This is a genomic window from Paenibacillus sabinae T27 (assembly GCF_000612505.1).
Classification (GTDB): Bacteria; Bacillota; Bacilli; order Paenibacillales; family Paenibacillaceae; genus Paenibacillus_AQ; species Paenibacillus_AQ sabinae.
This window is the reverse complement of the sequence record NZ_CP004078.1, coordinates 4,310,725-4,333,509: the sequence shown is the minus strand read 5'-3', so window position 1 is coordinate 4,333,509 and position 22,785 is coordinate 4,310,725. Positions and strand designations below refer to the sequence as shown.

Below are 22,785 nucleotides of genomic sequence, written 5' to 3'. Positions count from 1 at the left end.
GCAGGCGAGTCTTGCTTGATCGTTATTGGCGGCAAATGTTACGAGCTTATGGTGAACCATAAGGAGGGCTGGAATCCGGAGGGTTTCCGTGGAAGATACAGCGAGGTGCTCGACCGCTATGATTATATTGTCGGCGATTGGGGCTACAGCCAGCTGCGCCTGAAAGGCTTTTACCGGGATAATCATCCGAAGGCGAACCGGGATACGGTCATTTCGGGTCTGATCGACTACATTAATGAATATTGCAACTTCGGCTGCGCCTATTTTGTCCTCCGCAAGATGAAGGATGCTCCAAAGGACCCGGACGCCAAAGATATTCTGGTCAAGGAGCCTGGCGAAGCTTCAAAGGAGATTCCGGGCAAAGGGCCGGTCTCCCAGACGGCCGCTGCCAGAGAGGAAGGCATTCCGCAGATTTCCTCAAGAAAGTTTCAGGCGGAATCGGCCGTTTCCAAAGAGGTGCCATCCAGAGAATATACTTCCAAAGACAGACCCGCCAAGGATCGCGGAAGAGACAACCGGAACAGGGATTATCAGGGCAGAAAAGGCCCTCGCGAGAACCAGTCCCGGGATCATCAAAGCCGGGACAACCACCCGAAGAGTAATCCGTCCCGGGAGTATCAGAGCCGCGATGCCCAGGGCAGAGGCTCCCAGCAAAGACCGCCGCAAGGTCCTTCGGGACCGTCGTAACGTTCTTTGAAATGTTGTTAGCAACCGGGATGATGATAAAAGGTGCCGCAAGGCGTTCGTACCATGAACGCTTTGCGGCACCTTTGTTGTTTTAGCATAAGTTCAGCGGCGTAAATTGCTGCTCCTAAGGCTTAACAGTAATCGTCAGGCGGTTCTGGGCCTGATTAATGCTCCAGATTACCGCCGGGAATTTTTTCGTAAAGGTGTTGAGTGCGATAAACGTTTCTCCGTTCCGGGAGAGCGCCTCCTTCGAGGAGACGCTGAAGCCAAAGGTCTTGCCGGACCCTGAGGCGACGATGACTTTCTTGTTCTTGGCATCCCAGGTCAAAGTGCCATTAACAAGCGCCGTCAGCACACGGGAGGAAGCGTACACACGGCCCCCCTGCTTCACCAGACCGACATTTCCGGAAAAAGCGGAACCGTTCACGTCGAGAATATGGTTGTCGCCCGCGGCTTCGATCGATTTCATCCCCGCAAGCCGAAGCGCGGTGATAATCTGCGCGGCGTCGTCTTTAACCTCGATATCCGGGGTCAGGCCGATATGGTTGAAATCGACTTTATCCGGAGTCAGATACCTTTCCGTTGTCAGCTTCAGCAGGCCGCCGTCCGACAGCTCCATCAGGCTTTGAATTCGGGCCTTTCCGTACGATTTGGTACCGACGACCGTGGCCAGATCATTGTCGTGCAGCGCTCCGGTCAGCGCTTCGGAGGCGCTGGCGGTATATTCATTCGTCAGGATAATGACAGGCACATCGATTTTGGAGCCGTTCGTGATGGTTACCGGGGTAAGAACGCCCGAGTTGTCCGCCGTGTACATCATAATCCCTTTGTCGATAAACTGGGAAGCGATATTATAAGCCGTATCCATATATCCGCCGCCATTGTTGCGGAGATCGAGAACCATGGACTTCATTCCTGAAGCTCGCATTTTCTGGAGCACGGCTGCAAATTCTTCATCGGAATCCTCCGTGAAGCCGTTCAGCTCGATATAGGCGATTTGGGGGCCTATGATTTTGCCGGTAACCGATGGATATTCGATTTCCCCCCGCTTCACAGAGTAGATCTTGGAAACGCCGCCGCGCTGGATGAGCAGCGTCACCTTGGTGCCCGCCTTACCGCTCAGTGTGTCGCTTTCGAGCTCGCTGATTTTCACGCCGTTGATCTTCAGAATGGTGTCTCCGCGTTTCAGTCCGGCGCTTTCGGCAGGCGATCCGGGCATGATCTGCTCGATATACAGCTCGTTGCCCGAGTAGACCAGCTGGACGCCGATGCCGACATAATCCAGAGCCAGCTGACTTTGCAGCTCCTTGCTCTCGTCTTTGCTGAAATACTGGGTATAAGGGTCGTTCAGCGACTCCACCATGCCGTCGATCGCGGCGCGGATCAGGGCGTCCTTATCGGCTCCGGTCAGGTTGTAATCTTCGATATACTGCATGACCTCATGGATTAAATCGGTATCCGGGGCAGCCTGGCCGGATGCCTGCGTGCTATCCGCCGCCATTGCTGCAGGAGATAGAACCAGCGACAGGGCCAGACAGGTGCCGGCCGCCGCCGCCGTTAACTTTTTAAATGTCATTTTATAACGTCCTTTACGGATTATTTGGTCCGCCTGCCTTTGTATTGGAGACGGTAAAGCTGCTGCTGATTAATAAAGTGCCGTCTATCCGAATTTCCCGTCATTTTCGCTTATGTAATCGTCCCAGGGCCGGTCAACCCGATCTCTCCGGTAAATGCAGAGGTCTGCTGAGGCCCCGCCGCTTCATTGCCTTTTAGATCGGAATATCCCATTTTCCGCCCCATTTTATGTAACCTCTTGTAAAATAGCCTCATTATACCATTTGGTCTCTTTCTATGTCTATCGGCATAACACGGTCGTTTTGATAGATTGCAGGCAAAAAGAAGCCCTGCGTCAACAGCCGGGGAGGCTGCCGCACAGGCTCGTTTCAGGTCTATGTGAGTGCGATTTCCGCAGGCTGCTTATACAAGGAATGCCGAACGTACCCGGCTCCAGAATGGAAACGGACGGTAACGGGCGAAGCTGATCTTCTTCTCCGACACCTGGCACCGCATGGAAATCAGATCGTCGATAGGATGGTTGATGTGATCCAGCGTCAGCATGAGCTTCTGTTCCCTGCAGGAAAAAATGTCGCAGTGGTGATGCTTGGGTAGCACCAGCGGGGAACCCATCGTGCGGAACACCCGGTTGTTGATTGACGCGATCTCGGAAATCTGAAGGGCCTCGATGGAAGGGTGGATCATCGCGCCTCCGAGGCTTTTGTTATAGGCCGTGCTTCCCGAGGGCGTTGAAATGCAGATTCCGTCCCCGCGGAACATCTCGAACGTCTCGTCGTTGATGTCGATCTGAAGAACAACCGTGCCGTCCACCCCTTTCAGCGTGGCCTCATTCAGGGCGATATGGGAAGAGGTTCCTGATTTCCTGTGGATCTCCAGCTCCAGCAGCGGATATTTAACGATCTTCGGCTTATGCGGATGATGGTCTCCGTTTCCGGACATATAATCGACGAGGGCGGGAAGTTCATCGGCCTGCCAGTCCGCATAGAAGCCCAGATGGCCCGTATGAACGCCGACGAAAGCCAGCTCGGGAATCCGGTCAATGAAGGTATGGAAGGCGTGAAGCATTGTGCCGTCTCCGCCTATGGAAACGACGATTTCGGGTGACTCGGCGTCGAGCTGCAGTCCCCGCTCCTTCGCAAGCTTGTGAAATTGTTCGCTGAGATCAATAGACAGTTGATCTCCGCGGTCCAGGACATAATATCTCAAGGTGAATAGACTCCTTTGTTAGGTTCTGTCATACACCGATCATAATCAATCTGAGTCCGGAACACAATGTTTGGCGGATCAAAAGGATAAAGCACCCTTAAGCAGCGGCCGCTCTGCCCGGTTCGGCAAGGGAGGCTACCCGCAGGAGGGGAGCGGCCCGGGCGGCGGCGGTCCTTTCTAAATGGTCCCGCTAAGTCAGCTCCGGGGTCGACTTCCGCGCGGGCGCAGAAGACGCAGAACCCTGCCGGTGGCAGCCGCTGCAAGCGACAGCAGCAGAGTGCCGGCGAGCAGGAGAGGAAGGAGCGCGAATCCTGCGGCGGGCGGATACAGTCCGGGAACGGGCGTCCACGGGAAGGCCAGCGCCGGGGATGCCTCCATCATTGGCCGCCAGAGAAGCAGCGTAAATCCGGCAGCCAGGAAAGCATGCAGAAAGCGGGCGGCCATGAACGGCAGATAGCGAAGCCCGGTGCCGTTCCATATGCTCGCGACCTGGGCGTGCACGGACAGGCCTCCCCAGGAGAGAATGAAGGCGGCCGCGGCGGCTTTGAAGGGGAGCGCGGACGCTGCGGCTCCTGAGGCCTTGGCACCAAGCGTAACTTCGAAGAATCCGCTGGTGATCGCCTCGTTCAACCCGGCGGGGAAACGGAAGAGCGATAAGAGTCCTCCGGTCAGCGAAAAGAGGAAGGCCATCACTCCGGCTCGGTTCAGCAGCTCCATCAGTACAGTGAAGAATACAACCAGGCCGCCTACGACAATAATAAGGTGCAGAGAGGATTGCACCGCCCCCTTCAGAAGCTCTCCGAGCGAACGCCCGTCGCGGCGGCGGGCCTCGGCCATGGAGGCGAGGGCGGCGCGAATCCCCGCCGCTTTCGGGGGCCCCGCCGTGGCCGAGCGGGAGGCTGTCCGTTCCGCCACAGACCTGGGCGGGCCCGCGGCGTCCGCCTCTTCCTTGCGCCCGTGAAAGGACATCAGCAGTCCGACGAGCAGGCCGCTGCCGTAATGGGCAATCGCCAGGCAGGGACCCAAAGCGGCATTCTGAAAGAAGCCGACTGATACGGCGCCCAGCAGAAAGATCGGGTCTGAGGACGTCGTGAAGGCCACAAGTCTTTCGCCCTCCACCCGGGTTAGCAGATTCTGCTCCCGGAGCTTGGCCGTCAGTCGGGCGCCTACCGGGTAGCCGGACACATAGCCCATCGCCATTACAAAGCCGCCGCTTCCAGGGATTCGGAACAGCGGGCGCATCAGCGGATCAAGCAGAGCGCCGAACAGGTGGACGACCCCGAAGCCAAGCATGAGCTCGGAGATCACAAAGAAGGGAAAGAGCGACGGAAACAGCACATCCCACCAGATGGCCAGCCCGCGCAGCGCGGCGCCAAGGGCGGCTTCGGGGTGAAGCAGCAGAAGCAGCATGCAGCCGGCGAGCACCAGCGCCAGAAACGGCCCCTTTAACTTGTTCAAGGTCATAATTTACGCCTCCCGGTCTATGGTAAGATATGCGGTATTAGGGACAAACATCCCAAAAAAATATAGGAAAGCGGTTACAAACGGGAGTGCATTTTCGCTTTATTTATGGTAATATAAAAGTTAATTAAAGCACCCTTTCGAAAACTTCAAAATTCAGGGATGGAGTGATGATGATGAGCGTAGTTGCCGGCGTTCTCGTTTGCGCCTTTGTTTATGTCATCCGGGCCTCCCTCGTCTCTCCCGGCGATGAGGATTGGCGGACCTATTAATATGCTGCAGACGCTAAACATTTGTTTAGCGTCTTTTTTGGCTTGTTTAGCGTCTTTTTTCACTTATTAGGGGGAATATTACATATAGGCACCTTTTCACAGAACAATATCTCCGAACGGGTCTTGTTTACTGTGTAAGGGTTTTTTGTCATAACTAAAATTTGGGGCGAAAGATGTCGAATGACCCCTAATTTGTTATAATCAATAGGCCGATATAATTAAAAACGGCGGAAAGTTGGTTACTTCAATGAATCCGAATGAAAGCATATATGAAAATCTTGGGGGAGCCGAAGGATTACGCAGGCTGGTGGAAGTGTTTTATGGCAAAGTGCAGGCCCACCCGCGGCTTGGTCCTCTTTTTCCGGTCGATATTTCTCCCGTTATGGATAAGCAGTACCGCTTCCTGACCCAATTCTTCGGTGGTCCGCCGCTGTATTCCGAGGTGTACGGACACCCCATGATGAGAGCGAGGCATATGCATGTGCCGATTACGGAGAACCGGGCAGAAGAGTGGCTGGCCTGCATGGGAGAAGCGCTGGAGGAAACCGGCGTAGAGGAGCCGCTTCGGACTTTCGTACTACAGCGGCTGGCAGGTCCGGCCCGCCACTTCGTCAACATGCCCCCCGCAGCAGATTAAGCGTGACGGACGAGAAAGGAATGAGGCGTATGACCTATTTGGAGCCTTTGTATACGATCAAAGTAGTGTGCTGCAACTGTGAACATGAATTTGAAACGTCCAGAGTGCGTCCGAGCCTGAAGAGGGCTTTTCGCCGGGATGCCGATTTCTGCGCCTACTACAAGGAAGAGAATCCGGATTACTATGTTGTCCGGGTTTGTCCCTCGTGCGGCTTCGCCTCTACGGAGAACTCCGTGTCCAGGCTGGCCGATTGGCAGCGGAAGGCGATTAACGAGCGGATCAGCAGCCGGTGGCAGCCCCGGGATTTCGGAGGCAAGCGCAGCTGGGCAGAAGCAATGGAGACCTATAAGCTGGCGCTTATCTGCGCACAGTTCATTCACGACAAAGAGCGAATCGTCGCAAGCCTTCTACACCATATTGCCTGGCTCTACCGTTATCAAGGCGATAACGGGCAGGAGCAGCGCTTTCTCCAGTATTCGCTGGAGTCCTATATCCATGTGTTTGAACAGGATGGAGTTGGCGGGAATGATGCGCGGCTGATGTTCCTGATCGGCGAGATCTACCGGCGGATCGGCCAGTTCTCCGAGGCCGTCAAATGGTTCTCCCGTCTGATCAACGACCGGCGGATTATGGATGCTTCGATGATTCGGGCAGCGCGCGAGCAGTGGTCGGTCCTCCGCGAGCAGATGCTCGGGGAAGAGAGCGGTCCGGCTGCGGGAACGACTCTGACGGGGACGTAACGAAGCACATCTGCCGGTTGCCGCTATAAAAAAAAGGCGGCGCTTTAGCGCACCGCCCGGTCGAACAACAAATAATCGCCGTCGCTATCCACGACGACTGGCCTTTCGCTGCAGCACGGGAAGACAAGAAGTTTCTTCTTGCCTTCCCGAACACTCTGCAGCTCTTTTGGTTTCATGGGGAGAAGCACGTTCTCCGTATGGCAGAATGGACAGGATTGGACGTACACATCGCCCAATATGATTTCATAAGGCCAGGCGTGGCTGAATGGAATCATGCTTTGTCCTTGCCTTCACCGCCGGCTTCCGCGTTACCTTCTTCCGTATTTTTTTTGGATAGCTCGGCTATTTTTTGCAATAAAATATGCTGGGGCATATGCATCAAGTGTTCAAGGGGCACACCCAGCTGCTTGGAGAGCATCAAGGCCGTTTCCGGCGAAATTTGAAGTGGCCGCATGGTTAAGATCCTCCTGTCCTTTTGTAAATGAAATGGGCATTTGACAGAACCCGGGTTCGAACGCTTAGGTATACAAGCTGTAGACGAGTTGAAGCATTCCCGTCTTTGGATTACGATGAATAAGCAGGAGCTCCGGATCTCTGCGCAATGCTTAAAGGTAAGGCGTGTTATTCACTTTACCATGGGATGCGGCAGATGACAAAGCAATGTTGCATGAACGGTTCCGGGGAATGGATCATTTGTAAAGGAATGGTGATAGAAGATGAAACAGCCGTTGTCTTTAACCTGGGAACTCGATTCTCTCTTTCCGGGAGGATCGTCTTCTCCCGAGTTTGAACGCTTCTTAAGCGATCTGGAAAAGGATATCGGCACGCTAGCGGACAAGGTAAGAGCCGCGCAGGCTCCGGCCGATCTGGAGTCGACCCGGTCGCTTGACGGTGTGATCGATCTGCTGCAGAGCTGTACCGCGCGGCTGGTTCAGGCATCGGAGTTCGCCGGATGCCTCGGCGCGCAGAACCAGCAGGATAAAGGAGCCGTCCGCCTCTCGGGCACCGTGGCCGGGCTCAGCGCCCGGTTTCAGGGCGTAACGTCGGAATTCGAGAATGTACTGCGCCAGACCAGTGACGAGGTATGGGCAGAATGGATGGCCCGGCCCGAAATCGCGCCGCTGTCGTTCGTGCTGAGCGAAAGCCGGGACCTAGCCCGCGAGAAAATGAGCCCTGAGCTCGAGAGCCTGGCGCTTGAACTCGCGGTGGACGGCTATCACGGCTGGAGCGAGCACTATGAGACGATCGTCAGCTCAATCGCCATCCCCTACTCCGACGAGGATGGAGAGAAGAAGCTGTCAGCGGGCCAAGCCTTCAACAAGCTGCATGTCAATGACAATAAGGCGCGCAAGGAAATGTTCGCCAAATGGGAGCAGGCGTGGGAAGGCGTCGCCGATTATGCCGCCGACACGCTGAACCATCTGGCAGGCTTCCGCCTGAAGCTGTATGAGCGCCGGGGATGGGACGATGTGCTGAAGGAGCCGCTCAGCATCAACCGCATGACCCGCGAATCGCTAGACGCCATGTGGGATGTCATCGTCAAGAGCAAGCCGGTCCTTATCTCGTACCTGGAGCGCAAGGCCAAGCTGCTGGGACTGGAATCGCTCAGCTGGGAAGACGTGGAGGCTCCGATTGCGAAGTCCTCGGGCAAGATTCCTTACGACCGGGCGGCGGAAGAAATCGTCACCCAGTTCCGCAAGTTCAGCCCGAAGCTCGCGGAATTCGCCGAGCGCGCGTTCGACAGCGATTGGATCGAGGTAGAGGACCGGCCGGGTAAGCGTCCCGGCGGCTTCTGCGTCTCGTTCCCGCTGATAAATGAATCCCGGATCTTTATGACGTACAGCGGCACGCCTTCCAATGTCGCCACGCTGGCGCATGAGCTGGGCCACGCCTACCACTCCTTCCTGTTGGATGACCAGCCGGTGCTGAATCAGAACTACGCCATGAACGTAGCTGAAACGGCCTCAACCTTCGCCGAGGTAATCGTATCGGACGCCCAGGTCAAGGCGGCGGACAGCGATGAGGAGAAGCTGGCGCTGCTGGAGGAGAAGATTCAGAACAGCGTCGCCTTTTTTATGAACATCCATGCCCGCTTCCTGTTCGAGACAAGGTTCTATGAGAAGCGCAAAGGTGGACTGGTCAGCGCCGAGGAGATTTCCGCGCTTATGATGGAGGCGCAGAAGGAAGCGTTCGGCGGAGTGCTGTCCGGCTACCATCCGCATTTCTGGGCGTCGAAGCTGCATTTCTATATTACCGACGTGCCGTTCTACAATTTCCCGTACACGGTCGGCTATATGTTCAGCACGGGGCTATACCGCCTTGCTCTGCAGGAAGGGCCGTCCTTCGCGGATAAATACGATGCGCTGCTGCGGGATACCGGCGTCATGACGCTTGAGGATCTGGTACGCAAACATCTGGGCGTCGATCTGACTCGGCCGGACTTCTGGCAGGGAGCTGCCGATCTGATTCTTGAAGACATTTCTGCCTTCCTGGAGATGACGAAGCATTTGGCTTGACTTCGGATTTACGCAAAAGTTAGTTAGATTTGAGGAGAAAAAGCACATTTTGTTGCGTTTTTAGTGTGCGAATATGAACGACCCCCGCGATGCGTAGCATTGTGGGGGTCGTTTTTCATGGATATTTGTCGAAAACAATCGATTAGAAGCAAGGAAGATGGAAGAAAACGTTGAAAAATGCGCATTTATAGGGATAATAACCCAATTATGTTGATAATTGTTGTACGGTTCGGTCCGATATCCTATAATGAGTCCTAAGCCTTAGGCAGTAAGGCTGTATGTATAAAGAGGAGGAAAGATATGCTTAAGACGGAACAATTGTCTTTGGCGAGGCAGATGGATCTGGTGTTTAAAGAGCTTCAGGAGGAATTGTCGGGATTGTCTTCCGGAACCGTATTTGTACAAATACGAAATAATGTCATTGGCAAATTCGGTATCCGCCATAATCCTCTATCCGGACGCAGCGGCACATTCACCGACAAGGGGGAGGGGCTTACCGCCGGGCAGCTGTCTTCGTTTCGCCTGATGGCGCTGGAAAGTCTGAAATTCAAACGGCGGTGGACGCATGGCGAAATCAGCTATGAATTTGCCGTAAGGCAGGATATTGTAATGGTCGACGCCGTAATGGAATCCAATTACAACATGGCTAATCTGATGATCCGCTATCCCCGCAACACACAGGCAGAGACTGATCATTATTGCGGATAACTTCGCTGTTTAATCATACTTGAATTTGAAAAAGCCCCCGCTTCAGCGAAGCGGGAGGCCGATTAGCTGTTCGGCTGGCCCATTAGGACCGGCTGAATAAAAACGATGAACTATGCATTACACACGACCGGAGAGTTGTTGCTCTGCCAGTTGTACAAGACGTTTGGTGATATATCCTCCCAGAGAACCGGTTTCGCGGGAAGTGTAGTTACCATAGTAACCGTCTTGAGGGATTGTTACTCCAAGCTCTTGCGCCGCTTCAAGTTTCAGTTGTTGCAGCGCAGCGGTTGCTTGAGGAACGACCAGGTTGTTGGAACGGCTGCTGCGACCTTGGTTTTGACCTACTTGACCCATGTGTGTCACCTCCTTCGTCCTTGGTAGAGATAGTATGAGCGCGAAGGCGGGAATTCATGCATGATAAAGAAAGGTTCAAAGGCTGGGAATAAGTGTATAAAAATACGGCGAATTCACGCGTCAGCTGCGGATTTTTCCTTAGAAACGCGCGTCCTTACAAAGCTAATCCCGGCTGCGGAATGCAGCAAGAGGGCAACCCGGTTTGTAGCTGCGGATTGCCCTCTTGGCGCTGTTTGCGGTATTTGTAATACCACGATTATGTCATTTTTCGGGATATATGATTTCAATTGAGGTTTTTAGTTCGAGACTTTTGCCGGGAGAAAGCGTCAGAAGTCCGGTGAAGTCCGGGTCCCGGGAAACGTTGGGCGCGTCCGGAAGCCATGTGTACGGCTCGGCGCAGAGATACTGGTCGGCAGGCCCTTTCGTATAAACGACCCAATGACGGAAATAGTTCCCGTCGCCGCTGTAACGAAGCCCGTAGCCGTCGTCACGAAGCAGCAGAGCCTGAACAGGGGTCATCGCGCCGATCCGCAAAGCGGTGTCGAAATTGGTTCCCTGGAGGTTCATGCCTTCATTCAGGGCTTCGAGCGGGCCGAGCGGAAGCACCTTTCCGCTGGGCAGAAGCTGGTCATTCAGCTCGTAGATACTCTCTACGGGCAGCTTCAGACTCCATCGCTGCGGCTGTCCGTCAATCATGAACCAGGTGTGATAGCCGATCCCGAAAGGGATGCTCCGTCCGCTGCCGAGATGGGTCACCTTCAGGGTCTGATACAGAACCGCATCCTGCAGCCGGAAGGTCATTTCAAATTGAAGCGGAGCCGGCAGCTGCTGCATCCAGTGGGGATCGTCCGTCGTCTTGAATTCGGTGGTTACCGCGCAGCCCTCATCGTCTTCCTCAATATCGCTGACGCACCAGGACTGTGTCCGGTGAAGGCCGTGAATATGGTTGTCGCCGGCGGTGTTGCGGTCAAATTGGTAATGCGCGCCTTGGAATTCGAACTGCCCCTTGGAGATTCGCCCTGGCGGAATCAGGAGCGGAATGCCGAAATGATAGGGCTTCTGCATATAGAAATCCAGATCCGCCTCTTCCGGCCGGCGCAGAACCTCCCGCCCTTCCTTTCGGTCCCACAGGGAGATTACGTTGTTGCCAAGACGCGGCAGCAGCGTGACTTCCAAATCGCGGCTGTGCAAAATGTAAGTATCATAACCGCACCATTGCCCTTTGGTCACCTGTTTCATGATCCATGCTCCTTTTTTTCGTACGCTTGATTCGAAAATATAGATGTGAACACGATATCCTTATCATAACAGATTTATGTTCGCGCGGTTAAACAATTCATTATTTCGCTAAACACTCATTTGACAAACCTGCTCTCCGGGCTCTATGATGAACTCAGTTAACGATGTTGTCAATGCGATGACGGGGATAAGTAGGCGGGAGTGGCAGGTCATCAGAAAGCCGGTGGGTGATGCGAACCGGAGAATGCCTCCCGGATGAATGGACCCCTGAGCGCCGCGATCGAACGGGAGAACTCTCCCTGGTAGACCGGCCGGTTCTTCCCCGTTACAGGAAGTCTTAAGGCGGTTTGCAGCATTTCATGACGCTTCCAGGCGGTAAGCGCAACAGAAAGGCTGCAGCGGTAAATAAGGGTGGCACCACGGTCTCACGTCCCTTGGGAGTGAGGCTTTTTTGCGTTCTTTTTAGGGAAATGATCATGAATTTGAATCGGAGGAGATATACTATGAAAAAAGTTCTGTCCGGCATACAGCCCAGCGGCTCGCTGACGCTCGGCAACTATATCGGCGCGATGAAAAATTTCGTCAAGCTTCAGGAAGAGCACCAGTGTTATTTTATGGTGGTAGACCTGCATGCCGTCACCGTACCGCAGGAACCGGCCAGCCTGCGCGAGCAGTCCGAGGCAGTAGCCGCGCTGTTCATCGCGGCGGGCATCGATCCCGCCCGGTCCAATGTGTACCTGCAGTCCCATGTGCCCCAGCACGCCGAACTGGGCTGGCTTATGACGACGCTCACCGCGATGGGCGAACTGGAACGGATGACGCAGTTTAAAGACAAATCCTCCGGCAAGGACACCGTGGGCGCGGGATTGTTCGTATACCCGGCGCTGATGGCCGCCGATATTCTGGTGTACAACGCGGATCTCGTTCCGGTGGGCGAAGACCAGAAGCAGCATCTGGAGCTGACCCGCGATCTGGCGGGGCGTTTCAACCACCGCTACGGCGAGTTCTTCACCATTCCGGAGCCGTATATTCCGAAGGTCGGCGCACGGATCATGTCGCTGGATGACGGGCGGAAGAAAATGAGCAAGAGCAACCCGAACGCAGGCAGCTATATCGCCCTGCTCGATTCCCCGGATGTCATCCGCAAAAAAATCAGCCGGGCGACTACGGATTCCGGTCGGGAAATCGTATACGATGCGGCGAACAAACCGGAGGTCAGCAATCTGATGAGCATTTATTCGGAATGCTCCGGGCTGTCGCTTGCGGAAATCACCGAACGCTATGAAGGACAGATGTACGGCGGCTTCAAAAAGGATCTGGCCGAAGTCGTCGTGGCGACGCTTGAGCCGATTCAGGAGCGCTACCGCGAGATCCGCAGCTCCGGCGCCATTACCGACATCCTCGCGTCGGGAGCCGAGCGCGCCCGGGCCGTGGCGTCGGTAACGCTGGCCGGGGTCAAGGATCGGATGGGATTCCTGCCGGCGCGTTAAGACCGTAAACCTTCTGGACGCGAGTATTCTTGCGGGGGATTCTCCCGGTCTTGTGGTTTGAAGTGACTTAGGGTGTAAACCCTTTGCGGCGCACGCTTGTCATTTCCTTTCGCTGCGGGCTTTGATGATGAATCCCCAGCCGATATTGAGCACGCATAGGGCGCCCAGCAGGAGCGCCATCCACAGCCGGTAGCTGAGGGCAATGGAGGCTGCGGCGAGGAGCAGGATCGAAGAAAGGGCGAACCATAGCGAGAGTCCTTTATTCATGGAATGCCTCCGTTTCGAGGCAGGCCTTTCGAAGCCCGAACGGGCTTGGATCAAGGCGGCTGCCCAATAATAGACTATTCTATAATGAAATAAGGTCGGTTGACACTAAAAATCCCGGAGCGCTATGAAAGGCTTCGGGATTTTTTATATGGACAAAGATTATACTTTCATCGACCCGGGCTCAATAGCGAATCGTTCGTCCAGCTTCTCGCTGCTGAGCCAACCCACATAAGTCTGCAGCGGATGATAATGGTGGTCCATGACAAGCACAGCGACAAACGGAAATTGCTTGCGGTGCAAATAACGGACGTCTCCCCAGCGTACAATATAACCCGAAGGCAATTCCTCAACCTCGGCGACGGCATACGAAGTAAAGTACAGAAATGCCTGGATATCCGGATGGTTCTTGGAGTGCTCCACTGCCGGATGCTGGGAGTTGACCGCGTGCTTGAACCACTCCAGGCGTCCGTAATTGAGTTGGCCGACATAGTAGTCGCCTGCCTTTTTAGCCTTGACGACATTCCAGCGCCTTGGCGTAATTGTGGGGATGACGATATATTTGTCGCTGGGGTCATGCTTGATGTCTTTAAGCATGATGCTGCGGGTGACCCGGAAATGCGCGGCGGTTCTCCAAATGTAGTACAGGACGATGATGAGATACAGCGTCACGAATAGAGGAGCCGGCGGGATCAGGCCTGTAACCCACAGCGCGATAGCCGCTACGTGGGTGCCGAAAATAAAGGGGTCGAAAATATGGATGATGTTCCAGGCAATCCAGCGTTCGGTGAACGGCCGGGCGGCCTGAGTGCCGTACGTGTTGAATAAATCGCTAAACACGTGAATGGCAACGGCGATAAAGCTCCAGAGGGCAAGATGGCCGACGGAGCGCGCATCGTTTAGTCCGAAAATCGGACTAAACACCAGTGTGATGAGCCCGGGCCACAGCAATAAAAAAGGAAGGGAGTGAGTGATCCCTCTGTGATTTCGGATATAGACCGCATTGCTTTTCAACCGAAGGGCGGTGTCGGCATCCGGGGCCTGTGAACCGATAACGGTGGCCAGCATGACAGCTCCGGCCAGCATCGGCTGCGAGGAGACGGCGGGATCGACGAAGGAGAGCCCCGCGAGTCCAAAACCCATAACGAAGTGTGTAGCGGTATCCATAGCGCAGTTCTCCTTTGTACGGAAGTTCTCTATTAATAACTACCCATTTTAACTCCTTAATATTTATGTTCAACTGAAATATTTTCCGTCACGCAATTGTCAAATTGATGAACATCTTGGTCAATGATTGTCAAAGTATTTTGCCGTTTGTTATGATAAAGTTAACAGCGGAAGGTTAATGTTCGTCAGTATAAACTGCGAAACAGGCTTGCAAGTACGTTCCGTCTTCAAGGCGGAGCATTAAGGAGGAACTCATATACGTGGATAATCAATGGAGATATCAAGCCTCTTCCGAATCCGCGGCCATGTCCGCTAAACTCCCCCCTGAAGCCGAGCGCGCCACATGGCGCGATTTCATTACGGTAACCAAACCGGGCATTATCCGGTCGAATCTGATCGCCGCGTTCGCGGGCTTCTGGCTGGCCTCCGGTTGGGATGTTCATTACGGCAAACTTATCCTGACCCTGATCGGCACGATGCTTGTGATGGCTTCGGCCTGTGTATTCAACAACTATTTCGACCGCGATCTGGATATGAAAATGGAACGGACCAAGAAACGGGGTCTGCCAACCGGCCGCTTGAAGCCGAATACGGTTCTGGTCTACGCTGCAGGGCTCGGTATCGCCGGACTCGTCTCGTTATTCGTTTTTTCCGGAGTATTGGCGGGTCTGTTCGGAATCGTCGGTATGTTCGTCTATGTTGTAGTATATACCCTTTGGCTGAAGCGGACCTCCACCTGGAGCACTTCGGTCGGCGCCATTTCCGGCGCAATGCCGCCGGTGATCGGCTATGTTGCCGTAACGGGCAAGGTTGATCTTGGCGCCTGGCTGCTGTTCGCGATGCTGTTCCTGTGGCAGCCCCCGCATTTCTGGGCGCTTGGCATCCGCCGCAAGGAAGAGTACCGCGCCGCCGGATTTCCGCTGCTTCCGGTCGTGAAAGGCACGCGGCGCACCAAACTGCAGATGATTCCCTATGTTGCGCTGCTCGTTCCGGTTTCGGTGTACATGTATGTGTACGATTACGCCGGCATTTTTTATTTGATCGTTTCGGCCGGACTCTCCGTCACCTGGCTTTATCTGACGCTAAAAGGCCTCTGGGCAAAGGATGATGATGCCTGGGCGAAGCAGAACTTCTTTTTCTCCATTAATTATTTGACGCTCAGCCTGATCGCTATGGTGCTCAATACGATTAACGGATAACGAAGGGAGAAGATCATGCGCATCCTCTTACGGTATAAATGGACTTGGCTGATGCTGCTGCTCGCGCTGGCCATGGCGGCCTATCTGGCCGCAAGCTCCTGGGCTTCCCGAACGGGGAAGCTCCCGGTTATCGGGGAAGTGCATGACTTCTCCCTTGAAAATGTAAACGGTGACACGGTAACGCTGTCGGATACGGAGGGCAAGGTCCGGCTGGTCTATTTCTTTTTTACCCAGTGTCCGGATGTGTGCCCCGTTACGACCTTTACCCTGTCGCAGACTCAAAAGCTGCTGATCAAGGACGGCAGCTTTGGCAAAGATTCGTCCTTCCTCTCCATCTCATTCGACCCGCAGAATGATACGCGCGAAGCGATCAAGACGTTTGCCGACCGTTTCCATGCGAACTATGGCGGCTGGTACTTTCTGCGCGGCGATCAGGAGAAGGTGCGGAATCTGGCGGCCGATTCGTTCAAAATCCTGATCGCGGGGAACAGCAAGGACAATTTCGCCCACGCGAACCTGATCGGGCTGGTGGACCGGGAGAACCGGCTGCGCGCCCTGTACAATGCCGGCGACATGGATCAGGTGACCCCGGAATTTCTAGAGGATGCGGTGAACAAGCTCGCCCGCGAGTAAACGCTTTGGATGAGTAAGCTTTGTTTGGAAACGCGCCTTTTTCGTTTTTCCCTTGTTCCGACATGGAAGGGGAAAGCTGAAAAAGGCGCTTTTTTCGGAAATAAGGACTCGGGCTGCTTCAGTAGGGCAGCGGCTCGGGATAGATAATGAATTCTTCCAGCCCCGCTTTTTCAAGCTGCGAAATATTGTATTCATCGGGCGTGCCTTCGACTCCGGCGTAACCGCGGCGGGTGTAGATATGCTCGGCGTCGGGAAAAGCTTCGCGCAGGACGCCGCGTATTTTTTTGCCGGAGCTGTCGTTGTCCATGTAAAGGTAGACTTCATTATCTCCGACTTGTTTACGCAGTGCCTCAAGCTTTAGCGTATTGAGCGTACCGTTGGTGCACAGAATGTCGATCTCGGGCTTCAGCAGACGCCTTAACCGGCTGCGGTCATTCTTTCCTTCGACGATGATGGTAATGGACATGATGGCGGCGTCACCTCCGGCGGATAATGGAAGCGCGGCATAACCGGCTGCCGGGCCTTTACCTATATATTACCTAAGGTTTGTCACTTTTAACAGAAGCGGCCGCAGGATTGTAGTCATTCCCCGGGAAATGTCGCATCATCCGCCAGAATCTGCCGGATATTTTATCTCGCGGCTTGAAACCGTACATGGATACAGCAAAAAAATCACCCGGAGCCTGACGGCTGTCCGGATGATTTCGTGGAATATGCGCTATAGAGAGCGGAGTCCGTGTCTTATAACCAGCATGTTTTGAGGATAATGACAAGCAGGACGTAGAGGACCAGAATAACGCCGGCAGATGTCGGGCACACCGGAACAGTGTGAACCGGTGCAACGGGTTTAGGGCAGCAGGGATTCATCATGTAGATCAACTCTCTTTCGCAGTGGATTCTTGACTACGATGTATTATATGTCGATTTATCTACCGGGTTTGTGTCCCTGCCCATTTAACGACGGACGGCAAGACTCGACTTTAGGGAGGCGGCTGTACTGCGTATAGATCAAATCGCCGGACCTTCCCAATCGGGACGATAGGCGGACAGCTTGCCTGATCCCGGAAGCGGGATAATCAGCAGGGCGAGCATCACCAGAACGAAGGCGATGAAGTAAGGCGAAACGAACCCCCGAAGCTGTCCGGCCGCAACAGGGCCGGCGAAGGCCCCGAGAGAAGTGGCGATGGATTGCAGCGAGAAGATCCGCCCCATACGCCCGGGTCCGCCGATGCTGATGAATAGCGAGGCCAAGGCCGGGAACAGCACGCCCTTTGCGGTGCCCATCAGAAACAGAATGACCGCCGGAGGGATTCCGGGGACGGCGGCAAGGCCGAAGAAGCAGAGCGCCATGCCAAGCAGCGCCGCGCCGATCCGCCATAGAGCGGGCAGGCGGTTCATAAACAGCATGCTCAACGTGACGAGCGCGCCGAGACTGAGCAGCGAAAGCAAAATTCCCGTTGAAAGAATGCCCTTGTTTCCGTTTGCGGCCTGCGACAGGGGGAGCTCAAAGAACAGTACGCCCTGGGCGGCTGCAATGAAGAAGGGCAGCAGGAGAAAGCGGAAGGGAACCAGCTTCGTTGAAGCGGCTTCCGGCGAAATCAACGCTTTGGCGTGCCCGTGTTCCGCCGCTGCACTTACCGCCTTCGCCGGCTGGTTCCTTGCAGCCCTTGGCACGCTGAAGAACGCCATTACGCCGGTAGCGATCAGCAGCCAGCCCAGGCTCAGGAACGTGCCTGAGAAGCCGGCTTTGGCTACGATGAAAGCGCCGGCGGCCGGCGAAAGGACGGAAGCGAGTGTATGCACGATCCCCTGCCCGGACATGTACTTCCCCTGCTTCTCCGAATCGCTTGACAGCGAGGCGAGCAGCGACATGCAGGCGGGGGAGAGGAATGCGAGCGCAAAGCCGCTCGCCGCCCGGAGAAGCAGCAGATGCCACGGCAGCCGGGCATACGCCTGGAACAGCAGGATTACGCCCGCGGCGACCAGGCTGTAGACGATATAGCGGCGGCTGCCCTTTCGGTCGATCAGCACGCCGGCCAGCAGATTGCCGGGAAGATGCGTAAGCGAATACATGCCCATCATCCAGCCGATAAAGGCAGGACCGGCGCCCAGCGAAATGGCGAAGGGGGTCAGAACGGGATACTGCGCATGCAGATCAAAGTAGGCCAGAAACAAGAACAGATAGAGCCAGAGTGCGGTCTTCAAGCGGCTGTGCACCTCCATGAGCCGTCCCAGGCTTGCCAGGTCAGGGCGGACAGAAATGAAAAATGAAATGATACCTTCCCGGAAGGTGTGGACAATCGCTACTTGTACTTTACGTGAGGGTGGGACGGCATATGCCGTTTTTTTAAAATATAAGAAAGTATAAGCTTCGCGCTTATCATTTGCCTTATATTTCTACGAGAAACGGTACCGTCCCTAACAGGACGGCGCAGCCGTTTCTTCTTGAAATATAAGAATGAAACCAATCTAAATAAGATGAACTTGAAATAAATTAGAAGAAGGAGTAACAAAGGGGAAGTTTGGAACTGTAGGAGCGATAGCGATCGCCTTTGTCTCCGGATTTCATCCGCGAGGAGCGGTTTAAATCAAGAAATCTGGAGACAACACCGGCCGGAAGTCCAAACGTTTCTCGTAGTTACGACTGATATCTGATGGGAAAATCTTAAGTTCAACTTATCTAGACCGATTTGTGAAATATGACGAATGATCATGTATAATAATCAATATCCGTGGCAATAGCGCTTATGCGAAACAGTATAGAGCGGAGCCCGGGGCAAATAGGTACAGGAGCGTGTTGCAGGATTGATGGATACTCAGGTGTGGTCGCAATTTATTAGAGAAAATTGGCTCGTGATCGTTATCGGGCTGGTGCTGCTGTTCGCTGTTGTCAATTTGGTCAAAACGGTGCTGAAATGGGCGATTGCCATTGTCATTGTCGCAGGGCTGCTCATCTACAGCGGCGTTACTATAGATCAGATCGGAAATGCCGTGAATAAGGTCAAGGAGGGAACGGTCGACACGCTGAAGACCGAAGCCCAGAGCGTAATGCTGAAGGAAGCGAAGGATGCTGTCTACACCGCGAGTGAAGACGGAACCTTTACGATTACGACGCCTAATATTGAGGTGAAGGGCAAGGCCGGAGAAGATAAGGTGAACGTAACCTTCCGCGGCGTCAGCCTCGGTCAGTGGAGCGTGAACGATACGCTGCGCAGCTTCATCAATGAAGCGCGGAAAGCGCAGGGAACGGGTCAATAAAGGGTTTCAAGAACGATCGGTACCGGATTAATCATAGTCGCAGCAAAATACAAGACAGGTGTTAGAGCAGGAGGGAAGACATGTTGAACGAATGGCTGCAGAGCCTGCGCGATGCCAATATCATCACGTTATTATTGCTGGTTGTTGCCGCCTTCTCGTTGATTCAGGGCTGGTTTCGGGGATTTTCCATGTCCGCGGGCAGGTTGTTCGGGCTGCTCGGTTCGGGCATTGCGACGATTGCGGCGCTGGTTCTCTCCGCGCTGGCCGCGGCGTATTTCTCGCCGTACGTTCAAACGTGGGCGGCGGAAACAACCGCGCCCGCAGGAGAACTGAAGCAGTGGCAGCAGCTTTATTACACTGCCGTGTCGGCGCTTGCGGGACTTCCGCTGCTGCGGTTCCTGTTCCTGCTGATCCTGGGCTACAGCCTGATCCGGATCATCCTGGGGCTGCTGGTCCCGCTGCTGCCGTTTCCCCGGAGCCGGCGGCCCGGTCTGCCGGGCAGGAGAATCTCGGCAGCAAGCCGCCTCGGCGGTGCGGGCATCGGACTGTTCATCGGCGCCGTCCGCTGCCTTCTGATCATCATCGCGCTGTATGTCTGGACCGGACTGAGTCCAAGCAGCGGGTTGTCCCGCTACGTGGAAGAGTCGCCGGTGTACCGGCAGGGCGTCGAATCCGTGATCAAGCCTGTGGCCGGTACCACGGTGCAGGACCATCTGCCGGTGCTGACCAAGGCGGTCGCCGACGAGATGAACGAAATTCTCCGGCGCAAATACGAAATCATCGACCGGGATGTGCCGAAGGATATTGCCGGAGCGGCGGAGGACATTGCGGGGAACGCGAAGGACGACGAGGAGAAAGCCCGGCTGCTCTACGACTGGGTCGGCAGCAGAATTTCCTACGATTACGCCAAAGCGGAGAACTATGAGCAGAATCGGATATGGAAAGAACAGACGCCGCAGGATACCTTCAATACCCGGCTTGGCGTATGCATCGACTATGCCCGGCTTTATGCCGTGATGGCCCGTTCGCAGGGCCTTGATGTGCGGGTGGTAACCGGCCGCGGCTATGACGGTCAGGGCGGATACGGGCCGCATGCCTGGAACGAGGTGTATATCGCCGAGCGGAAGGCGTGGATTCCAATGGACTCCACATGGGCCAAGAGCGGAAACTGGTTCAATCCGCCGGATTTTGACTCCACACATATGAAGGAAAGTGTGCTTTGAGGCATTTATTCTAATTATCTGAATCATAAAGGAGAGAACAAAGTGAGCCTTTTTCGCAAGCAGGGCTCGACCTCGGACGAGACCAACGGCAAAAGCACCCTGGCGCTGCGGATCAATGTATTCTTTTTCAGCACATTTATCATCTTTTGCGTCATTATTATCCGTCTTGCCGTGCTGCAATTTGTGGAAGGACCGACGTTGACCGAAGTGGAGACGAACCGGGATACGAAAGATGTGCCGCTGGCCGCCATGCGAGGTTCGATCCTCGCTGCGGGAGGCGAGAAGATCGCCTTTTCGACACCCGTTCAGTCGTTGTATATTACACTGACCAAGGAGTATACCGCCAAAAAGACGGACAAGGATACCGGCAAAACGGACTTTACTCCGGAAGCCAAGGCGAAGGCCGACCAGTTGGCGGCTGACCTGGTGGATAAGTTTAATCGGCTGGGTGATCCAGGCGAGCAGAAGATGACGGTGGAAGAGGTCAAGGATTCATTCGATCTGGAGTTCAGAAAATATAACGGATATACGCCTCGCCGGATCAAGGTGGGACTTTCTTCAAGGGAAGTCGCTTATTTTATGGAGCACAAGGATGAATATCCCGGCCTGGAAGTTGTAGAAGAGAACGTGCGGCATTACGACAAGGATAAGGTGGCCGTTCAGAGCGTCGGGTATATCAAGCTGTTCAAGAATTCCAACAGTCTTCCCATCTACCAGAACGTTCTAAACGCGATGAAAAAGGATCCGGCAGCGGGCCTGACTTATAAAGACGATGAATTCGTCGGTTTCGACGGCCTTGAGCTTCAGTACCAGCGCGAGCTTCGCGGGCAGAACGGATATCAGGAGATCTCTATCAATCCGCAGAACATGGCGGAAAAAGTTGAGAAGGTCGTTCCTCCAATAAAGGGCAATGACATCTGGATGACGATCAACAAAAATGTGCAGCTCAAGACCCAGCAGGCAATAACGGACCAGATCAAATGGCTGCATACGCACCCGGTTCAGGGTAAGACGCATCCCAATGCCATAACGGGCTACGCGGTCGCGATGGAGGTCGACACCGGAAATATCGTGGCCATGGCGAGCATGCCGGATTATGATACGAATGCATGGACGGACGGAAGTATTTCGAAAATCCTGGACATCACCAACTATCAGAATGGCACGATAACTCCTTTTTCGTCCGGGAGATCGGGCAATAATTTTGAATCGACTGTTCTGATGGGCTCCACCGTCAAGCCGCTAAGCGTATTGATCGGGCTTAACGAGGGACTTTTTAGAACAACAGATTGGTATACGGATAGGGGGATTACTTCCTTCGGTAAGGCCGGCCATGAAACCAAGGTTCGGAACGCCTCTGGCCATGTCTATGGAAGAATGGACCCCGCTTTGGCTATTGAGCATTCCTCTAACGTCTTTATGGTTGATATGGTTGGTAAGAGACTTTATGAGAAATATGCTTCCAAGGGCATCGATGTATGGGACAAGTATATGAAGGAATTTGGACTGGGTGTGTCCACTGGAGTTGATCTGCCCAATGAGTTTCTGGGAAGAATCAACTATACGAATCTAAAGGCGGCAGGCAGTGCCCAGGCAGCGTTGGTTTATGCTTCTTTTGGTCAACAGGGGGCTTACACCACGCTGCAGCTTGCCCAATATGCTTCTACCCTGGCCAATAAGGGTGAGCGGATCCAGCCGCATCTTGTCAGCAAAATTACGGATCCCTCGGGGAAAGTTGTCAAGACGTTTGGACGCGAGGTACTGAATACTGTCAAAATGGACGATGCTTACTGGAACGAAGTCAAGCGAGGGATGAACAGTGACGTCAGCGCGTTTGACGGATTCCCTTACGACTTTGCCCGCAAGACAGGGACCTCGCAGCAGGCAGCTAGAGGTGATTTAAAAGACAACGGCGTCTTCATCGCCTACGCGCCGAGAGAGAATCCGAAGCTGGCTGTTGCCGTCGTGATCCCCGAAGGGGGCTTCGGCTCGAACAGCGCCGCGCCGGTGGCGCGGAAGATTTTTGACGCTTACGACTGGGAGTACGGGCTGGATGGTGTGCCGAAAAAGAGTCTCCAGCAGCAATCCGCGGGTCAAAGCGGCAGTTCTGGCGAGAGCGGCGCAACGGGTACGAACTAAAGGAGCTGACAGCAGCC

At 54.5% G+C, this 22,785-nt stretch carries 22 protein-coding genes; 11 read left to right on the top strand and 11 right to left on the bottom strand.

Translation table 11 applies throughout. The features are described from left to right. The first annotated feature begins 15 nt into the window (after positions 1-15). Complete coding sequence (locus PSAB_RS25195; RefSeq protein ID WP_025336339.1) at positions 16-687, top strand: YutD family protein; 672 nt, start codon at positions 16-18, stop codon at positions 685-687. Between the two features lie 124 nt (positions 688-811). Here PSAB_RS25195 and PSAB_RS19880 read toward each other — a convergent pair whose 3' ends face one another. From PSAB_RS19880 to ylbJ, 3 genes are all read right to left on the bottom strand, one after another. Then, positions 812-2,263 (bottom strand): S41 family peptidase, encoded by a 1,452-nt coding sequence (locus tag PSAB_RS19880; RefSeq protein ID WP_025336338.1) that lies wholly within the window; start codon positions 2,261-2,263, stop codon positions 812-814. Positions 2,264-2,664: 401 nt separating this feature from the next. Further along, on the bottom strand, positions 2,665-3,468 hold the full coding sequence (locus PSAB_RS19875; RefSeq protein ID WP_025336337.1) for an NAD kinase: 804 nt from the start codon (positions 3,466-3,468) through the stop codon (positions 2,665-2,667). A gap of 195 nt (positions 3,469-3,663) precedes the next feature. Beyond that, on the bottom strand, positions 3,664-4,932 hold the full coding sequence (ylbJ, locus tag PSAB_RS19870; protein ID WP_025336336.1) for a sporulation integral membrane protein YlbJ: 1,269 nt from the start codon (positions 4,930-4,932) through the stop codon (positions 3,664-3,666). Between the two features lie 516 nt (positions 4,933-5,448). Here ylbJ and PSAB_RS19865 point away from each other — a divergent pair. Beyond that, complete coding sequence (locus tag PSAB_RS19865; RefSeq protein WP_025336335.1) at positions 5,449-5,838, top strand: globin domain-containing protein; 390 nt, start codon at positions 5,449-5,451, stop codon at positions 5,836-5,838. A gap of 29 nt (positions 5,839-5,867) precedes the next feature. Next, positions 5,868-6,578, top strand: a complete 711-nt coding sequence (locus PSAB_RS19860) for a DUF2225 domain-containing protein (protein ID WP_025336334.1) — start codon at positions 5,868-5,870, stop codon at positions 6,576-6,578. A 44-nt stretch (positions 6,579-6,622) separates the two neighbouring features. Here the strand turns inward: PSAB_RS19860 and PSAB_RS19855 are convergent, their stop codons facing one another. Both PSAB_RS19855 and PSAB_RS19850 read right to left on the bottom strand, forming a co-directional pair. Beyond that, complete coding sequence (locus tag PSAB_RS19855; protein WP_025336333.1) at positions 6,623-6,853, bottom strand: hypothetical protein; 231 nt, start codon at positions 6,851-6,853, stop codon at positions 6,623-6,625. After that, on the bottom strand, positions 6,850-7,032 hold the full coding sequence (locus PSAB_RS19850) for a YycC family protein (RefSeq protein WP_025336332.1): 183 nt from the start codon (positions 7,030-7,032) through the stop codon (positions 6,850-6,852). Before PSAB_RS19850 ends, PSAB_RS19855 begins: the two co-directional genes overlap by 4 nt. Positions 7,033-7,294: 262 nt before the next feature. Between PSAB_RS19850 and PSAB_RS19845 the strand changes: the two genes are divergently transcribed. Both PSAB_RS19845 and PSAB_RS19840 read left to right on the top strand, forming a co-directional pair. After that, on the top strand, positions 7,295-9,094 hold the full coding sequence (locus PSAB_RS19845; protein ID WP_025336331.1) for a M3 family oligoendopeptidase: 1,800 nt from the start codon (positions 7,295-7,297) through the stop codon (positions 9,092-9,094). Positions 9,095-9,394: 300 nt separating this feature from the next. Beyond that, positions 9,395-9,802 (top strand): hypothetical protein, encoded by a 408-nt coding sequence (locus tag PSAB_RS19840; RefSeq protein WP_025336330.1) that lies wholly within the window; start codon positions 9,395-9,397, stop codon positions 9,800-9,802. A 117-nt stretch (positions 9,803-9,919) separates the two neighbouring features. On the opposite strand, the gene PSAB_RS19835 is transcribed toward PSAB_RS19840, so the two are convergent. Both PSAB_RS19835 and PSAB_RS19830 read right to left on the bottom strand, forming a co-directional pair. Continuing rightward, positions 9,920-10,156, bottom strand: coding sequence for an alpha/beta-type small acid-soluble spore protein (locus PSAB_RS19835; RefSeq protein ID WP_025336329.1), 237 nt, complete (start codon positions 10,154-10,156; stop codon positions 9,920-9,922). A 261-nt stretch (positions 10,157-10,417) separates the two neighbouring features. Continuing rightward, on the bottom strand, positions 10,418-11,395 hold the full coding sequence (locus PSAB_RS19830) for an aldose 1-epimerase (protein WP_025336328.1): 978 nt from the start codon (positions 11,393-11,395) through the stop codon (positions 10,418-10,420). Positions 11,396-11,898: 503 nt separating this feature from the next. On the opposite strand from PSAB_RS19830, the gene trpS reads away from it, so the two are divergent. After that, positions 11,899-12,885: a tryptophan--tRNA ligase gene (trpS, locus tag PSAB_RS19825; RefSeq protein WP_025336327.1), complete on the top strand. Its 987-nt coding sequence runs from the start codon at positions 11,899-11,901 to the stop codon at positions 12,883-12,885. A 99-nt stretch (positions 12,886-12,984) separates the two neighbouring features. On the opposite strand, the gene PSAB_RS26000 is transcribed toward trpS, so the two are convergent. Both PSAB_RS26000 and PSAB_RS19820 read right to left on the bottom strand, forming a co-directional pair. After that, a complete protein-coding gene (locus PSAB_RS26000) occupies positions 12,985-13,152 on the bottom strand; it encodes a hypothetical protein (RefSeq protein ID WP_193373906.1) in 168 nt (55 codons plus the stop codon). A 159-nt stretch (positions 13,153-13,311) separates the two neighbouring features. Continuing rightward, positions 13,312-14,316 carry a metal-dependent hydrolase gene (locus PSAB_RS19820; protein ID WP_025336326.1) on the bottom strand — a complete coding sequence of 335 codons (1,005 nt, stop codon included), beginning with the start codon at positions 14,314-14,316 and terminating at the stop codon, positions 13,312-13,314. Between the two features lie 260 nt (positions 14,317-14,576). On the opposite strand from PSAB_RS19820, the gene cyoE reads away from it, so the two are divergent. Then, positions 14,577-15,515, top strand: a complete 939-nt coding sequence (gene cyoE / locus PSAB_RS19815) for a heme o synthase (protein ID WP_025336325.1) — start codon at positions 14,577-14,579, stop codon at positions 15,513-15,515. A gap of 15 nt (positions 15,516-15,530) precedes the next feature. Continuing rightward, a complete protein-coding gene (locus tag PSAB_RS19810) occupies positions 15,531-16,148 on the top strand; it encodes an SCO family protein (RefSeq protein ID WP_025336324.1) in 618 nt (205 codons plus the stop codon). Positions 16,149-16,266: 118 nt separating this feature from the next. On the opposite strand, the gene PSAB_RS19805 is transcribed toward PSAB_RS19810, so the two are convergent. Then, positions 16,267-16,614 carry a toprim domain-containing protein gene (locus tag PSAB_RS19805; protein ID WP_025336323.1) on the bottom strand — a complete coding sequence of 116 codons (348 nt, stop codon included), beginning with the start codon at positions 16,612-16,614 and terminating at the stop codon, positions 16,267-16,269. Between the two features lie 542 nt (positions 16,615-17,156). Then, on the bottom strand, positions 17,157-18,353 hold the full coding sequence (locus PSAB_RS19800; protein ID WP_025336322.1) for an MFS transporter: 1,197 nt from the start codon (positions 18,351-18,353) through the stop codon (positions 17,157-17,159). Between the two features lie 603 nt (positions 18,354-18,956). Between PSAB_RS19800 and PSAB_RS19795 the strand changes: the two genes are divergently transcribed. The 3 genes from PSAB_RS19795 to PSAB_RS19785 all read left to right on the top strand — a co-directional run bounded on the left by PSAB_RS19795 (position 18,957) and on the right by PSAB_RS19785 (position 22,768). After that, positions 18,957-19,406, top strand: a complete 450-nt coding sequence (locus PSAB_RS19795; protein ID WP_025336321.1) for a hypothetical protein — start codon at positions 18,957-18,959, stop codon at positions 19,404-19,406. Positions 19,407-19,486: 80 nt separating this feature from the next. Then, a complete protein-coding gene (locus PSAB_RS19790; RefSeq protein WP_025336320.1) occupies positions 19,487-20,629 on the top strand; it encodes a transglutaminase domain-containing protein in 1,143 nt (380 codons plus the stop codon). Positions 20,630-20,671: 42 nt separating this feature from the next. Next, on the top strand, positions 20,672-22,768 hold the full coding sequence (locus PSAB_RS19785) for a peptidoglycan D,D-transpeptidase FtsI family protein (protein WP_025336319.1): 2,097 nt from the start codon (positions 20,672-20,674) through the stop codon (positions 22,766-22,768). The last annotated feature ends 17 nt before the right edge of the window (positions 22,769-22,785 follow it).